Here is a 16,132-nt window from a genome sequence, read left to right as displayed (position 1 = left end):
AACTCCGACTACGAAGAGGAATCATCATGAATTACAAACTGTTTCGCTGCGCCCAGTGTGGTTTCGAATACGACGAGGAGCAGGGCTGGCCGGAGGACGGCATCGCGCCCGGCACCCGGTGGGACGACATCCCCGACGACTGGAGCTGCCCCGATTGCGGTGCGGCCAAGGCCGACTTCGAGATGGTCGAGGTGGCCCGGTCATGACGACCGGATCCGCCGCTGCCGCGGGAGGAGTCTCCGAGGCCGTGGTGGTCGTCGGTAGCGGGATCGCCGGCATCACCGCCGCGGAAACCGTACGGGCGCAGGGATTCGCCGGGCCGATCATCGTGCTGGGTGCGGAGCCGGGGCTGCCGTATCGGCGGACCGCATTGTCCAAGGACATCCTCGCCGCCGATCTCAGTCCGGAGCGGATCCGGCTCCGCGCCGCCGAATACTGGGCCGATCGCGGCATCGAGATCCGGTCCGAGTCGGCGGTGGCGTCGATCGATACCGACGGACGTATCGTGCGTCTGGAGTCGGGCGACGAGATCGGTTACCGCGCAGTGCTGCTGGCCACCGGGGCCCGCCCGCATGCCATTGCGAACGTGGCCGCGACAACACTGCGCACCCATGACGAGGCGCTTGCCCTGCAGGCGCGCCTGACCGAGATCGCCGAGCGCGGCGGCGCCGTGGTCATCGTCGGCGCCGGGCTGATCGGCCTGGAGCTGGCGGCATCGGCGCGCGACAAGGGAATCGACGTCACGGTCGCCGACACCGCGGATCGGCCGGCGCCCCGGTTGCCGCGTCAGGTGAGTGCGGTCCTGGCGGACCTGCACCGCGCACACGGCGTCGATCTGCAGCTGGGAACGTCCATCGCGAGCGTCGACGGCGCGACCGTGACCCTGTCCAACGGGCAGACCCGCGCCGCCGATCTGGTCGTCGCGGCGATCGGTGTGCGCGCCAACAGCGAGCTGGCGGCCGCCGCAGGAATCGCGGTGTCCGACATCGGTATCGAGGTGGACGGCCGGCAGGCGACATCGACCGTCGGCATCTACGCGGCTGGTGACGCGGCGTCCGTGCTCAGCCCCTTCGGCGGTCGCTCCCGCGCCGAGCACTGGCTCGCGGCTCAGGATCAGGGCAAGGCCGCGGGCGCGGCGATCGCGGCGGAACTGGCCGGCGATGATCACATGCCGGCACCGCTGGTGCCGCATGCCTGGACGATCCAGTTCGGCGTGAACCTGCAGTTCGTCGGCTGGCCGGAAGCGTCAGACGAGGCGCAGGTCGAGGGCGACCCGAGTGCGGGGGACGCGGTGATCCGGTTCCTGCGCGATGGCGAATTGACCGGCGCGGTCGCGATCGGGCGACCGCCGGTGGCGCGTGCGGTGAAGGCGGAGCTGGTCGAGCGGCTGTCGGACGCGGCTCGCGACGACGTGGCCGTGACGGCCGCGGCCCGATGAGCACCAGTACCCTCAGACGTATGACCGATTCTGGGGGTGCGGCGGGGAATTCGGCCCCGGCCGTGACACGGCAGATCCCGTTCGCGGAGGCTTCGAAGGCACTCCTGCGCAATTCGCTGCTCGACGGTATGCGCGATCTGCTGCTCACGAAGACCTGGTCGGCCGTGACGATGTCGGATGTCGGCACCGCCGCAGGGGTCAGCCGACAGACGGTCTACAACGAGTTCAAGTCACGCCAGGGCCTGGCCCAGGCCTACGCCCTGCGGCTGGCCGATCAACTCGTCGACACCGTCGCCGGCGCGATCGAGCAGAACGAGGGTCGCGTGAAACCGGCTCTGATGCAGGCGTTTTCCGACTTCTTCGCGGCGTCGGCGTCCGACCCGCTGATCCAGTCGCTGCAGACGGGTGAGGCGAAACCGGATCTGCTGCGGTTGATCACCACTGATTCGGGCCCCATCATCACCCGGTCCAGCAGCCGGCTGACCGAGCTCCTGCAACGCTCGTGGGCCCACCTCAGCGAGTCCGACGCGATCCGGATCAGTCGGGCCATCGTGCGGATGGCGTTGTCGTTCGTCGCAATGCCGCCTGAGGGCGACCGGGATGTGGCCGACGACCTGGCGACGCTCTTCGCCCCGGCGCTCGAGGTCGCCATCCGGCCGGCGTGACTCGCGGTGGCCGAAGGGCGCACACGCTGGTCCGATAGCCTGGGCTGCGGACTACTCGCGAGCGAACAAACATATCCAGGAGTTAATTGATGAGTACGGCCCCGGTAGCCGACACCCGCAACGGCATCGACTTCAAGGTCGCCGATCTTTCGGAGGCCGAATTCGGCCGCAAGGAGATCGATCTGGCCGAGCACGAGATGCCCGGCCTGATGGAACTGCGCCGCGAATACGCAGATGTGTTGCCGCTCAAGGGCGCTCGCATCTCGGGTTCGCTGCATATGACGGTGCAGACCGCCGTGCTGATCGAGACGCTCGTGGCGCTCGGCGCGCAGGTCCGCTGGGCGTCCTGCAACATCTTCTCCACCCAGGACCACGCCGCGGCCGCGGTGGTCGTCGGCCCGCACGGCTCGGTGGAGGAGCCCAAGGGCGTACCGGTCTTCGCGTGGAAGGGCGAGACCCTCGATGAGTACTGGTGGGCCGCCGAACAGATGCTGACCTGGCCGGACGTCGACGGCAAGCCGGCGCCCGCGAACATGATCCTCGATGACGGCGGCGACGCCACGATGCTCGTGCTGCGCGGGGCGCAGTTCGAGAAGGCCGGCGTCGTGCCGCCGGAGGAAGACGACCACTCGGCCGAGTACAAGGTCTTCCTGAATCTGCTCCGCGAGCGATTCGAGACCGACAAAGGCAAATGGACTGCCATCGCGGAGAGCGTCAAGGGTGTCACGGAGGAGACCACCACCGGCGTGCTGCGGCTCTACCAGTTCGCCGCGGCCGGTGAGCTGGTGTTCCCGGCGATCAACGTCAACGATTCGGTCACCAAGAGCAAGTTCGACAACAAGTACGGCACCCGCCACTCGCTGATCGACGGCATCAACCGCGGCACCGACGTGCTGATCGGCGGCAAGAAGGCCCTGATCTGCGGCTACGGCGACGTCGGCAAGGGCTGCGCGGAGTCGCTGGCCGGGCAGGGCGCCCGCGTGCAGGTCACCGAGATCGACCCGATCAACGCGCTGCAGGCCCTGATGGACGGCTTCGACGTGGTGACCGTCGATGACGCGATCGGCGACGCCGACATCGTCATCACCTCGACCGGCAACAAGGACATCATCACCTTCGAGCACATGAAGGCGATGAAGAACCAGGCCATCCTCGGCAACATCGGCCACTTCGACAACGAGATCGACATGGCGGGGCTCGAGAGCGCCGACGGCATGCACCGGGTCAACATCAAGCCGCAGGTCGACAAGTGGATCTTCCCGGACGGGCACAGCATCATCGTGCTCAGCGAGGGCCGGCTGCTGAACCTCGGCAATGCCACCGGGCACCCGTCGTTCGTGATGAGCAACAGCTTCAGCAACCAGGTGATCGCGCAGATCGAACTGTGGACCAAGAACGACCAGTACGACAACGAGGTCTTCCGGCTGCCCAAGCACCTGGACGAGAAGGTCGCGCGCATCCACGTCGAGGCTCTGGGCGGCACGCTGACCAAGCTCAGCAAGGACCAGGCCGAGTACATCGGCGTCGACGTCGAAGGCCCCTACAAGCCCGAGCACTACCGCTACTGATTCCCGCGGCCCGATGCGCCCGGGGCGGCGTTGTCGGCCGATCCGCATAGGACCGCACTATTGCGGATCGGCCTCCGCCTTGCCCCGAACACATCGTTCGCGCGGGAATCCCCTGTCGCGGGAGTCCCTGTCGCGGAAATCGCTTGTAACGACGAAGGCCTCGAACCATTGGGTTCGGGGCCTTCGCGTATCAGTCGACTAATTAATTGAGCAGAGCTTCCATTCGCCGCCGGTGCGCTGCATGCGGGCGTCCCAGTAGCCGCTGTTCGACGACTGGTCGTCGTCGGTGAGTGTCACCGACACCGAAGCGGTGGCCGACGAGCGGTCCGGCTGCACCTGGATGTCGCTGATGTTGTTGACGACGATCTTTTTGACGTAGTAGTTCGAGTTGTTCGCCGCGCTGCTGCTCATGGTGTCGGGCTCGTCGTTTGAGGCGCACGAGACGCTGCGGGCCTTCGCCCAGTCCTCGTCGACGAGCGCATCGAGGTACTGGTGGATGACGTTCTCGATCTCCGAGTCGTCCGATGCGCTGCTGTCGGTGGAGGTTGTCGTCGACTGGTCGGTCGACTCCGAGCTGGTCGTCGTCGACGCCGGCGACGCGGTCTTGTCCGACTTGTCCTTGGTCAGCATGATGCCGAGGACAACCGCCAGCACGATCACCACGACGGCGCCGATGGAGATGCCGATGATCCAGCCGGTGTTCTTCTTCGGTCCCTGCGGAGGCGGTGGGGCACCGGTGCCGTAGCCGCCCGCGGCGTAGGGGTTGTTGGGGTCGTATCCCGCGGCACCGTACGCGGGTGTGCCGTACGCGGGTTGCTGGGGGTATCCCGGAGTGCCCTGCGGGTACTGGCCGCCGGTCGCCGGGTTCCAGCCACCGGGGGTCTGGCCGCCCTGCGGCGGGTACTGGCCGCCCGGGTTGTGCTGGGTCGTCGGATCCTCCCAACCGCCCTGACCAGGTTGGCCCTGCCCCTGTCCGGGCCAGCCTTCGGGGTTGTTCGGGTCGTTCGGCGGGTAGCTCATCGGTGCTCCAGGCGGTCAGTGACGGTCGTTCGGTGATTGACGTCCAGTGCGTTCGCAAACAGATGCGACGGGCGAGTAGACAATACCCGGCGTCGCGTCGCTTTCGCCCGGGTCGGGCAGGAGTTTCGGCGACGCTATACCGCGGCCGTGGGGAGCAGGCACAGCTTCCAGCCGCCGGATTCGTGCACGAACGCATTGAGCTGGCCGTCGCGCGGCGTCATCAGGGCACTGGTCGGCGAGCCCGACAGGCGCACCAGGGCGGTCGCGGTATTGCCCGAGACGGTGACGTCGGTGACCGACTGCACGGTGAGGCCGGCGCCCGCAGGCACCGTCTGCGCCAGCGGGTGCGCGGCGAAGATCGCCCGTATCTCGGGTTGCAATGCAGCGCAATAGGTCTCGGCCAACGCCGCGCCGTTGCCGGAATTGATCGCGGCGACCTGCGCGTTGACGGTCGAGCGGATCTCGGTGGCGGGTCCGGCCGGCGCCGGGCGCATCGCCAGTGATGCCAACGGCACGGCCACCATCGCGGCGGCGACGGCGGCGAGAATCAGGCTGAGCGCGCCGAGTCGATAGTGCTGCCGGAACCGGTCGAGCATGCGTCCGGCGGCGGGCGGAATCAGGTGCGCGGCGCGCGACGTCGGTAGAAAGTGGGTCATGGGCACCCCCGCCGTCGGCGAAATCCGTGTGCTCACGGTATCGCCGTATTCGGCCGATCAGCTGCAGAAACGGGGCAGGGCGCGTCGCCGACACCCGAACTGAGTCCGGCCCTCCACCTTGTCGTGACATCTCGCCGACCGCGGGACAGCGGGCGTCCGGGAGGGCAGGCTTATCGCCATGGACAACTCGGGGGGAAGCCGGGCGCGGCAGGCGGTGGCCTGGGTGCTAGTCGTGGCATTCGCGGCGGTGTCGATCGTGGCCGTCGCCACCGGGTTCGTGCGGTACCGGCTGCTCGACACCGATCACTACGTCGCCGCCATGACATCGCTGGCCGACGATCCGGCAATCCAGGACTACGTCATCGCCGTGGCCACCGATACGGTTGTGACGCAGACGAATCTGCACGATCGGGTCGCGGGCACCCTGCAGTCGGCGTCGGGCGCGATGCCGAACGCCCCGCAGCCGGCCACCGGTGCCGCGGCCGATGCGGCGACGCGGCGGGCGACCGCGCAGGCGCAGTCGACGATTCGCCAGGCGGTTGCTGCGGTGGTGACGTCGGACCAGTTCATATCGGTGTGGGCGGCCGCCAATCGGCAGGCGCATCCGCATGTGGTCGACATCCTGACGGGTCGGCATTCGACGGTGCAGGCCGGCGACGACGGCACCGTCAGCGTGCAGCTGGGTCCGGTGGTCGCCGCGGCCAAGGACCGACTCGCCGCCGGCGGATTCCCTTACGCGCAGTACATTCCGCAGGTCAATCGGACGTTCGTCATCGCCGAATCCCCCGCGCTGCGGCGTACGCAGTCGATCGTGCAGCCGGTGATGCGCGCGGCGCCGGTCCTCCCGTGGGTGGCGCTGGCGCTGGCGGTGCTGGCGATCGGCGGGCGTCGACTGCGGATGCTCGCGGGTCTCGGGTGGAGTCTGGCGGTGGCGATGGGGGTCCTGGCCGTGGCGCTCTGGATCGGCCGTCAGCAATATCTGCGGCATGTCCCGGACGCCGTGATGCCCAGGCCCGCGGCGAGCGCGGTCTTCGACACCATCGTGGACCCGGTGTGGATGGTGCTGGCCGTGCTGGCCGGTGCGGGGCTGCTGGTGGCACTGACCGCCCAGCTGATTCCGCGGTCCGGCCGGCTGGTGGATTCGGTGCGCCGGCGTGCGGCCGCACCGGCTGCCGATGACGCCGGGTCGACGGGGAGCGCTACGAACGCATGAGGCGGTCGGCCAGCGTCGCCGGGTCGGTGTCGGCGCCCGCGACGATCCAGGGCGAGAACCAATTCGACTGCGCCAGTTCCGAATACACCGCGGCGGTGCGATGCTGCAGATCGGTGTCGCGCTCGTAGTGGTCGCGTTCGCGGCCGGGCTCGGTGGCGGCCCTCGACTGTGCGCGGGCCAGGGCCAGCTCGGCCCCGACATCGAGAAGCAGGTGGTGGTCGGGAACCGGTAGCCCGAAGCGGTCGAACTCGAGGTCGGCCACCCAGGCGACCGTGGCGCCGTCGGCGGCTTCGGTCGCCCGCGCCGCGCTGTAGGCGGCATTCGAGGCGACGTACCGGTCGAGGATGACGATGTCGGCGCCGGCGCGGGCGGCCGTCAATTCGTCGACGGCGTCCCGGCGGTCGAGCGCGAACAGCATCGCCATCGCGTAGACGCTCGAGCGCAGATCGCCGTGTTCGCCGCGGAGCGCCTCGGCGGCGATATCAGCATGGATCGAGCGCCCGTACCGAGGGAAAGCGAGCGTCGCGACGGAACGGCCGGTCTGCTCCCAGCGGTCGACGAGCGCCTGCACGAGGGTGCGTTTGCCGGCTCCGTCGAGGCCCTCGACGGCAATCAGTACTGACACGCCGGTGATAGTAACCGCGTCTCAGCAGTTCGAAGCGTCACAATTGGGAGCATGAAACCCCGCATTCTGGTGGTCGATGACGACGCGGCGCTGGCCGAGATGCTCACGATCGTGTTGCGCGGCGAAGGCTTCGAGCCGTTCGTCGTCGGTGACGGCACGCAGGCGCTGACTGCCGTGCGTGAAGTCCGTCCGGATCTGGTGCTGCTCGACCTCATGCTGCCGGGGATGAACGGGATCGATGTGTGTCGCGTGCTGCGCGCCGACTCGGGCGTGCCGATCGTGATGCTGACCGCGAAGTCCGACACCGTCGACGTCGTTCTGGGCCTGGAGTCCGGGGCCGACGACTACATGGTCAAGCCGTTCAAGCCGAAGGAGCTGATCGCGCGCGTCCGCGCCCGCCTGCGTCGCACCGACGACGAGCCGGCCGAGATGCTGGCGATCGGTCCGGTCGAGATCGATGTGCCGGCCCACACGGTCACCCGCAACGGCGAGCGGATCTCGTTGACGCCGTTGGAGTTCGATCTGCTGGTCGCGCTGGCCCGTAAGCCGCGTCAGGTGTTCACCCGTGACGTGCTGCTCGAACAGGTGTGGGGCTATCGGCATCCGGCCGACACCCGGCTGGTCAACGTCCACGTGCAGCGGCTGCGGGCCAAGGTCGAGAAGGATCCCGAGAATCCCGAGGTCGTGCTCACGGTGAGGGGGGTCGGCTACAAAGCCGGGCCTCCGTGATCGGTTCCCGTCGGCGCCGGATCGACCGATCCTGGCATCCGATGCGCCGCCTCGGGAAAGTCGGCCGCGCGTTGGCCCACCTGTGGCGCCGCTCCATTCAGTTGCGCGTGGTCGTGTCCACGTTGCTGTTGTCGCTCATCGTGCTGCTGGTGCTGGCGTTCGTCCTCAGCAGCCAGATCGCGAATCGACTGCTCGACTCCAAGCTCAAGGCGGCCACCGAGGAGATCGACCGCACCCGCATCGCGGTCGAACGCGATCTGACCGGTGCCGATGCCAGCACCACGCTCGTCAACCGGCTGCAGCAGACGCGGTCGGTGCTCACCGACCGCAACGATTCGGGCGGCAGCTCCGGCGCGGTCGGCAGCTTCGACACCGTGCTGCTCGTTCAGGGCGGCGGGACGCAGCCGGCGACCGGCGTCGGGCCCGTCTCCGATATCCCGGCGAATCTGCGGCGCATGGTCTCGACCGGGCAGATCGCGTACCGCTACGCAACGGTCCCCGGCCGCGACGGCAAGAGCGGTCCGGCACTGATCATCGGCACCCCGACGAACGCCGGGATCCCCGGTCTGGAGCTCTATCTGGTGTTCCCGCTCGACAACGAGCAGAACACCGTGTCGCTGGTGCGCGGCACCATCTTCACCGGCGGTCTGGTGCTGCTCGGCCTGCTGATGGCGATCGCGATCCTGGTCTCCCGGCAGGTGGTGCTGCCCGTCCGGTCGGCCTCCCGCATCGCGGAGAACTTCGCGGACGGCCGGCTCGACGAGCGCATGCCGGTGCGCGGCGAGGACGACATGGCCCGGCTCGCGATCGCCTTCAACGACATGGCCGAGAGCCTGTCGAAGCAGATCTCCCAACTCGAGGAATTCGGCTCGCTTCAACGGCAGTTCACCTCCGACGTGAGCCACGAGCTGCGCACCCCGCTGACCACCGTGCGGATGGCCGCCGACGTGCTGTTCGAGTCCCGGGACGACCTCGCGCCGGTGCTCAAGCGGTCCGTCGAGCTGCTCGACAAGGAACTGGAGCGGTTCGAGACGCTGCTCGGTGAGCTGCTCGAGATCTCCCGACATGACGCGGGAGTGGCCGAACTGGCCGCCGAGAAGTTGGATATGAATGTGCCGATCGACGCGGCCGTCGAGACGGTGCGACACCTGGCCAGCGAGTCCGGCACCAAGCTGGTGTTGGACCTGCCGTCCCAGCCGGTGATCGCAGAGGTCGACCCGCGCCGGGTCGAACGTGTGCTGCGCAATCTGCTCGCGAACGCCATCGACCACGGCGAGGGCAAGCCGGTGACCCTGACCATGCGCACCGATGGTGACGCAGTGGCGATCACGGTGCGCGACAGGGGAATCGGGCTGAACCCGGGGGAGGAGAAACTGGTGTTCAACCGGTTTTGGCGCAGCGATCCGTCACGGTTCCGGCGTTCGGGCGGCACCGGCCTCGGCCTCGCGATGAGTTTGGAGGACGCGCGGCTGCATCAGGGGCGGCTCGAGGCGTGGGGCGAGCCGGGCGAGGGTGCCAGCTTCCGGCTCACTCTGCCGCTGGTGCGCGGTCACAAGGTGCTCGGCAGTCCGCTCCCGCTCAAGCCGCCAGGGCGCAAGCCGACGCGCGAAGCATCCGAGGATGAGCAGTCATGAGGCGACCAATGGCCCAGAGCCTGCTGTGCCCGTTGGCGCTCGTGCTGACGGTGCTCGTGGTCGGCGGATGCGCGGCGATCCCGACCGACTCCAGTCCGCGTCCGCTGGGCACGCTGGGTCGGCAGCGGATGACCACCTCGGTGCCGCGACCCGAATCCGGGATGACACCGGAATCGCTGGTGCGGGCGTTCCTCAAGGCGTCGGCCGACCCGACCGGACGGCATGCGGCGGCGCGGGAGTTCCTCACGCCGGCCGCCGCTGCCGGCTGGAACGATCAGGGCGCGGCGACGATCCTCTCGGATATCAACGTGCTGTCCGACAACCGAACGGACCGGCAGCTGACGGTTCAGGTCAGCGGCCGGCTCATCGGTCAGCTGGCGCCGGACGGTCAGCTGACCGCGCAGTCGGGGACCTCGACGTCGACCCTGGCGCTGGTGCGCTCCGGCGAGGACTGGCGCATCGACGGCGCACTGCCGTCCGGCGCGATCATGGACGCGAGCCAGTTCAGCGCCTCCTATGTGACGCACAACCTGTACTTCGCGGACCCGGCCGACCACCGGCTGGTGGTCGATCCGCGCTGGCTGTATGTGGGGACGTCGCCGCCCGCGGACATGTTGCTGTCCATGCTGATTCAGGGTCCCGACCCGAGCCTGACCGGCGCCGTGACCAATGAATTCCCGGCCGGTGCCACGCTGCGGCGCCCCACCGAGGCGATCAGTGGCGGCGGCATCCGCATCGACCTGTCCGAGGTCGCCGATGCCGACCGCACCCTGCTGGCGGCGCAGATCGTCTGGACCCTCAGCGGAGCCGGCATTGCGGGGCCGTACGAGATCAACGTCGACGGTTCGCCGCTGGACGGTCAGTACGCGTCCGGCTGGCGGACCACCGATCTGGCCCAGTTCGATCCGAACGCCGGACCGGACCCGTCGATCGGGCTGCATGCGGTGGCCGGCGGTGCCTTCGGAACGGTTCGCGACGGCCGGATCACGCCGATCCCTGGCGAGTTCGGCACGACGCACAGCCTCGTGTCGGCACAGCTGTCGCGCAGCGGGAAACGGATCGCCGCGGTCACCCAGGAAGGGCCGGCGCCGGCGCCCCAGCACCTGCTGGTCGGGCCGTACGGCGGCTATGGTTCCGTGGTCGCCGAAGGGCCCGCGATGTCCCGGCCATCATTTGGCGTAGGTGACGACACCGTGTGGATCGTGCTGGGCGGCAACGATATTCGCCGGATGACGGTCGACGCGTCAGGCGGCTCGACCCGTGTCGACTCGATCGATCCGGGAACCATCCACGGCCTGATCTCCGGCCCGATCACCGAGTTGCAGCTGTCTCCGGACGGTTCGCGGGTGGCGCTGATCGTCGGCGGCAAGATCGTCCTGGCGGTGGTGAATCGCCAGCCCAGCGGGGCGGTATCGATCGGCGCGGCGCGGTTGATGGCGCCGGCGATCAACAGTTCGGCGCTGTCGCTGAGCTGGCAGACGCCCACCCAGCTGGTCGTGGCCCTGGATTCGGCGGACGAGGCAGTGGAGACGATCAGCATCGACGGCTCACAGCCCATTGCCCTCCCTACCGGCAACCTGACGCCGCCGGTGCGGGCGATCGTCGCGTCGTCGGGAACGGTCTATGCGGCCGACGCTCGTGCGATGCAGCGTCTGGACTTCGCGACCACCCAGCAGGATCAGTACTGGACCGAGGTCGCGGGCACGGCCGGGGCGACCGCGATCCCGGTGCTGCCGAGCTAGCCGTATCGGATCAGGAGCCGCGGCACCGATGCGGGGCCGCGGACGTCCTATCGGCATGACCACGTGGCGGCCGCTGGCCGCACTCACCGATCTGATGGTGCCGGAGCTCTGCGGCGGCTGCGGCCGGCCCGGCGCGCCGTGGTGCGGGCGCTGCGCGGCGGCGCTTGCCGATGTGCCGGTCGAGTTGACGCCGCGGGTACCGCTGCCGGTGACCGCGTGGGCGCTGGGCCGATACCGCGGACCGCACCGGGAGGCGATCATCGCGCTGAAGGAACACGGCCGCCGCGATCTCGCCGACCCGCTGGGTCAGGCCCTGGCCTTCGGACTGGTCGAGCTGCATCGATGGACGGAGCTGCCCGACCGATCCCGGTTGCGGCTGATCCCGGCGCCGACCCGGCTCGCGGCGGCCCGCCGGCGGGGCGGTGATCCGGTGACCGCAGTGTGCCGATGCGCGGCCGACCATCTCGGGTCCCGCGTCCGTGTCGCGGCCATTCTGCGCACCCGGGCGCTCACGCGGGACTCGGCCGGGCTGAGTGCCGCGCAGCGCAGCGCCAACCTGTCCGGTTCGGTGCGGCTCGTGCGGGACCGGTCGACCCCGATGCCGCGCCCCGGGGAAGACGTCGCCGTCCTCGTCGACGATGTGCTGACGACGGGCGCGACCGCCGCGGAATCGGTCGCGGTGCTGGCGGCTGCCGGGGTCGTGGTCGATGCCGTGCTGGTGATCGCGGGCGCCTGATGGCTGTTTCCGGGGCCGCCCGGACGACCGCAGCGGTGTCGCTGAACGTCACGGTCATGAAATGAAATGTTGATGACGAAAACGTGGCGAACCCGTAGGCGGCGGACTAGCGTCGGGGGCAACAGATTCAGTCCGTCGTATCCCGAGCCACCTGCACATTTCGTCGCTGATGACGTCGATCCAGGTGGGTTCGGGGCCGTCCGGGAGGTGAGGTCGTCTCGAACTAACCCCGGGCGAGGGTCCGGGTTCCCCAAGCCCCACACACAGACCCCTACGACAGGAGGTACGCCGGTGTCGGCAACGGTTACAAAGAAAAAGGGAGCCAAGTACTCCGAGGATCTCGACGACGAATCAGCGTTCGTTCGACCGGCCGGTGTCGCGGCCGATCCCGAGGAACTCGCGAGTCCCACGGCGGAGCTGATCTTCGAGGGCCGGAACGTGGAGATTCCGGAACATTTCCGGGTCCACGTGGCGGACAAGATCTCGCGGCTGGAACGGTTCGATCCGACGATCTTCCGATTCACCGTGGAGCTGCTCCACGAACGCAACCGTCGGCAGTCCAAGGTGTGTCAGCGTCTGGAGATCACCGCGCGGGGCAAGGGACCGGTGGTCCGGGCCGAGGCCCGGGCCGAGAACTTCTACGCCGCGCTGGAGAACGCGATCAGCAAGCTGGAGTCCCGGCTGCGCCGGACCAAGGATCGCCGTCGCGTGCACCACGGCCTGCGTACCCCCGTGTCGGTGTCTGAGGCCACGGCACCCGAGGCGTTGCCGGATGCCGGCACGGCCGCCCAGCAGGAATGGGAGGTGCATCTGCCCGAGGCCGTGGGACCCGGACAGGTCGTCCGCACCAAGGAGCATCCCGCGACTCCGATGACCGTCGATGACGCCCTCACCGAGATGGAACTCGTCGGCCATGATTTCTTTCTCTTCCATGACAAGGAGTCCGACAAGCCGTCGGTCGTGTACCGACGGCATGCGTTCGACTACGGGCTGATCCGCCTGGGCTGACGCCACGATGAGGGCCGTGCTCGCGCCGCGGGCACGGCCTTCGCCGTGTTCGCAGGTGGATCGGGCCGTGCCCCGGCGACAGACGGACTGTGGTCCACACCTCACCGACCTGTGGTCGGCAGGTCAGGCACCCGTAGGATGGTCGCGTACTTCATTGCCCAGAACAAAGTAGGGAACGCGCGTGCTCAACAAGCTGCTCCGGCTCGGCGAAGGCCGGATGGTCAAGCGTCTGGATGCCATCGCCAACCAGGTCGAGGCCCTGTCGGACGAAACCGAGAAGCTGACCGACGGTGAGCTGCACGCCAAGACCGACGAGTTCAAGGCGCGGCTGGCCGACGGCGAGACCCTCGACGACCTGCTGCCGGAGGCGTTCGCAGTGGCCCGCGAGGCCGCGTGGCGTGTGTTGTCGCAGAAGCACTTCCACGTCCAGATCATGGGCGGCGCGGCGCTGCACTTCGGCAATATCGCCGAGATGAAGACCGGTGAGGGCAAGACCCTCACCTGTGTGCTGCCGGCCTACCTCAACGCCCTCGAGGGCAAGGGCGTGCACGTCGTCACAGTCAACGACTACCTGGCCAAGCGCGACGCGGAGTGGATGGGCCGTGTGCACCGCTTCCTGGGGCTGAGCACCTCGGTGATCCTCACCGGCCAGGACCCGAACTCCCGGCGCGAGGCCTATGCCGCCGACATCACCTACGGCACCAACAACGAGTTCGGCTTCGACTACCTGCGCGACAACATGGCGCATTCGCTGGAAGAACTCGTGCAGCGCGGCCACCACTACGCGGTGGTCGATGAGGTCGACTCGATCCTGATCGACGAGGCCCGGACCCCGCTGATCATCTCCGGACCGGCAGACTCGTCCAGCAAGTGGTACGCCGAGTTCGCGCGGCTGGCGCCGCTGATGAAGAAGGACGTCCACTACGAGGTGGACATCAAGAAGAAGACGATCGGCGTGCACGAGGCCGGCGTCGAGTTCGTCGAGGACCAGCTGGGCATCGACAACCTGTACGAGGCGGCCAATTCGCCGCTGGTCAGCTACCTGAACAACGCGATCAAGGTCAAGGAGCTCTTCGAGCGCGACAAGGACTACATCGTCCGCAATGGTGAGGTGCTCATCGTCGACGAGTTCACCGGTCGTGTGCTCGATGGCCGCCGCTTCAACGAGGGCCTGCACCAGGCGATCGAGGCCAAGGAACGCGTCGAGATCAAGGCCGAGAACCAGACGCTGGCGACCATCACGCTGCAGAACTACTTCCGCATGTACGAGAAGTTGTCGGGCATGACCGGTACCGCCGAGACCGAGGCCGCCGAGCTCGACCAGATCTACAAGCTGGGCGTGCTGCCGATCCCGACCAACAAGCCGATGATCCGCATCGACCAGACCGACCTCATCTACAAGACCGAGGAGGCGAAGTTCGCAGCGGTTGTCGATGACGTCACCGAGCGCCACGAGAAGGGCCAGCCGGTCCTGATCGGTACCACCAGCGTCGAGCGGTCGGAGTACCTGTCGCGCCAGCTCAAGCGCCGCGGCATCCCGCACAACGTGCTCAACGCGAAGTACCACGAGCAGGAGGCGCAGATCATCGCCGAGGCCGGTCGGCCCGGCGCGGTCACCGTGGCCACCAACATGGCGGGTCGTGGCACCGACGTCGTGCTCGGCGGAAACCCAGACATCATCGCCGACATCCGGCTGCGCAAGGCGGGCCTGGACCCGGTGCACACTCCCGAAGAGTACGAGGCGGCCTGGGACGAGGTGCTCGAGTCGGTGAAGGCCGAGGCCGATGCCGACGCGGAGAAGGTGATCGCCGCCGGCGGCCTCTATGTGTTGGGCACCGAGCGCCACGAGTCGCGGCGTATCGACAACCAGCTGCGCGGCCGCTCGGGCCGTCAGGGCGACCCGGGCGAGTCCCGGTTCTACCTGTCGCTCGGCGACGACCTGATGCGCCGGTTCAACGGCGCGATGCTCGAGTCAGTGATGAACCGGGTGAACCTGCCCGACGACGTCCCGATCGACGCGAAGATGGTCACCAAGGCGATCCTGAGCGCGCAGACGCAGGTCGAGCAGCAGAACTTCGAGATCCGCAAGAACGTCCTCAAGTACGACGAGGTGATGAACGAGCAGCGCAAGGTCATCTACAGCGAGCGCAAGACGATCCTCGAGGGCGAGGATCACCGCGAGCAGGTCGTCGGCATGCTCGACGATGTCGTGAGCGCGTACGTCGACGGGGCGACCGCCGAGGGCTACACCGAGGACTGGGATCTCGACCAGCTGTGGACCGCACTCAAGACGCTGTACCCGATCGAGCTCGATCCCAAGAAGGTGATGGGGGAGAACGAGTTCGGCGAGCGGGACGACATCTCGGCTGACGAGCTCAAGGAAACCCTGGTCGCCGACGCCGAGGAGGCGTACACCAAGCGCGAGGCCGAGATCGACGGCATCGCCGGCGAGGGATCGATGCGGCAGCTCGAGCGGACGATTCTGCTCAGCGTGCTCGACCGCAAGTGGCGTGACCATCTCTACGAGATGGACTACCTGCGCGAGGGCATCCACCTGCGGTCGATGGCGCAGCGCGACCCGGTCGTCGAGTACCAGCGCGAGGGCTACGACATGTTCGCCGGGATGCTCGAAGGACTCAAGGAGGAGACCGTCGGCTTCCTGTTCAACGTGCAGATCGATGTGCAGCAGCCGGCCGAACAGCCGCAGGCTCCGGCGGCTCCGGCGCCGCTGCCCACCGAAGAGAACGCGCTGGCCGCGGCGACTGCCGCCACCAACGGTTCGGCCGCGCCGGCCGCACTGCGGGCCCGGGGAGTGGGCGCCGACTCGAACGACGCGCTGACCTATAGCGGCCCCAGCGAGAGCGGCAACGCCCAGTCGCGCACCGACAATGCGTCGGCCGTCACCTCCGGCACCCGCCGGGAGCGCCGCGCGGCCGCCCGCACCAAGAGCGGCGGGGGACAGAAGCCACCGAAGTCCAAGCGCAGGAAGTAATTCCCGCGGCCCGATGCACGCAGGGCGGCGTTGTCAGTCGGTCGGCATAGCTTCGCTATCGCCGCCCTCCTTCCGCCTTGCCCTGCGCACATCGGACTCGCGGGAA

General features: G+C 68.3%; 14 protein-coding genes. 11 read left to right on the top strand and 3 right to left on the bottom strand.

Annotated features, from left to right (window positions below; genetic code table 11):
- Positions 1–23 precede the first annotated feature (23 nt).
- The 4 genes from G341_RS0120180 to ahcY all read left to right on the top strand — a co-directional run bounded on the left by G341_RS0120180 (position 24) and on the right by ahcY (position 3,671).
- Positions 24–206, top strand: coding sequence for a rubredoxin (locus G341_RS0120180; RefSeq protein WP_187329195.1), 183 nt, complete (start codon positions 24–26; stop codon positions 204–206).
- A complete protein-coding gene (locus G341_RS22740; protein ID WP_018180993.1) occupies positions 203–1,438 on the top strand; it encodes an NAD(P)/FAD-dependent oxidoreductase in 1,236 nt (411 codons plus the stop codon). Before G341_RS0120180 ends, G341_RS22740 begins: the two co-directional genes overlap by 4 nt.
- Positions 1,439–1,458: 20 nt before the next feature.
- The gene (locus tag G341_RS0120170; protein WP_043452034.1) at positions 1,459–2,103 is read left to right on the top strand and encodes a TetR/AcrR family transcriptional regulator; all 645 of its coding nucleotides are present in this window, start codon (positions 1,459–1,461) and stop codon (positions 2,101–2,103) included.
- 89 nt (positions 2,104–2,192) lie between these two features.
- Positions 2,193–3,671, top strand: coding sequence for an adenosylhomocysteinase (gene ahcY / locus G341_RS0120165; RefSeq protein ID WP_018180991.1), 1,479 nt, complete (start codon positions 2,193–2,195; stop codon positions 3,669–3,671).
- Positions 3,672–3,869: 198 nt separating this feature from the next.
- On the opposite strand, the gene G341_RS23255 is transcribed toward ahcY, so the two are convergent.
- Entirely contained in the window at positions 3,870–4,691 is an 822-nt protein-coding gene (locus G341_RS23255; protein WP_018180990.1) for an Rv0361 family membrane protein, read from the bottom strand.
- Between the two features lie 134 nt (positions 4,692–4,825).
- Positions 4,826–5,383, bottom strand: coding sequence for an Rv0361 family membrane protein (locus G341_RS0120155; protein WP_222836613.1), 558 nt, complete (start codon positions 5,381–5,383; stop codon positions 4,826–4,828).
- Between the two features lie 142 nt (positions 5,384–5,525).
- Between G341_RS0120155 and G341_RS22730 the strand changes: the two genes are divergently transcribed.
- The gene (locus tag G341_RS22730) at positions 5,526–6,560 is read left to right on the top strand and encodes a hypothetical protein (protein ID WP_018180988.1); all 1,035 of its coding nucleotides are present in this window, start codon (positions 5,526–5,528) and stop codon (positions 6,558–6,560) included.
- Here the strand turns inward: G341_RS22730 and G341_RS0120145 are convergent.
- Complete coding sequence (locus G341_RS0120145) at positions 6,547–7,185, bottom strand: dTMP kinase (RefSeq protein ID WP_018180987.1); 639 nt, start codon at positions 7,183–7,185, stop codon at positions 6,547–6,549. The two genes, G341_RS22730 and G341_RS0120145, sit on opposite strands and share 14 nt — an antisense overlap.
- Positions 7,186–7,236: 51 nt before the next feature.
- Here G341_RS0120145 and mtrA point away from each other — a divergent pair, with 51 nt between their 5' ends.
- The 6 genes from mtrA (at position 7,237) to secA (ending at position 16,026) form a co-directional block, all read left to right on the top strand.
- The gene (gene mtrA, locus G341_RS0120140) at positions 7,237–7,914 is read left to right on the top strand and encodes an MtrAB system response regulator MtrA (RefSeq protein ID WP_018180986.1); all 678 of its coding nucleotides are present in this window, start codon (positions 7,237–7,239) and stop codon (positions 7,912–7,914) included.
- Positions 7,911–9,548 carry an MtrAB system histidine kinase MtrB gene (gene mtrB / locus G341_RS0120135; RefSeq protein WP_018180985.1) on the top strand — a complete coding sequence of 546 codons (1,638 nt, stop codon included), beginning with the start codon at positions 7,911–7,913 and terminating at the stop codon, positions 9,546–9,548. Before mtrA ends, mtrB begins: the two co-directional genes overlap by 4 nt.
- Complete coding sequence (locus G341_RS0120130; RefSeq protein ID WP_026303943.1) at positions 9,545–11,290, top strand: LpqB family beta-propeller domain-containing protein; 1,746 nt, start codon at positions 9,545–9,547, stop codon at positions 11,288–11,290. The genes mtrB and G341_RS0120130 overlap by 4 nt, the downstream gene beginning before the upstream one ends.
- 55 nt (positions 11,291–11,345) lie before the next feature.
- Positions 11,346–12,026, top strand: a complete 681-nt coding sequence (locus G341_RS0120125; RefSeq protein ID WP_018180983.1) for a ComF family protein — start codon at positions 11,346–11,348, stop codon at positions 12,024–12,026.
- Between the two features lie 291 nt (positions 12,027–12,317).
- Entirely contained in the window at positions 12,318–13,034 is a 717-nt protein-coding gene (gene hpf / locus G341_RS0120120; protein WP_018180982.1) for a ribosome hibernation-promoting factor, HPF/YfiA family, read from the top strand.
- Positions 13,035–13,215: 181 nt separating this feature from the next.
- Positions 13,216–16,026 (top strand): preprotein translocase subunit SecA, encoded by a 2,811-nt coding sequence (secA, locus tag G341_RS0120115; protein ID WP_018180981.1) that lies wholly within the window; start codon positions 13,216–13,218, stop codon positions 16,024–16,026.
- Positions 16,027–16,132 lie beyond the last annotated feature (106 nt).

The sequence above is a fragment of the Jongsikchunia kroppenstedtii DSM 45133 genome (genome assembly GCF_000380485.1).
Classification (GTDB): Bacteria; Actinomycetota; Actinomycetes; order Mycobacteriales; family Mycobacteriaceae; genus Jongsikchunia; species Jongsikchunia kroppenstedtii.
The sequence above is the reverse complement of the archived record's forward strand: the minus strand, read 5'-3'. Positions and strand labels throughout refer to the sequence as shown.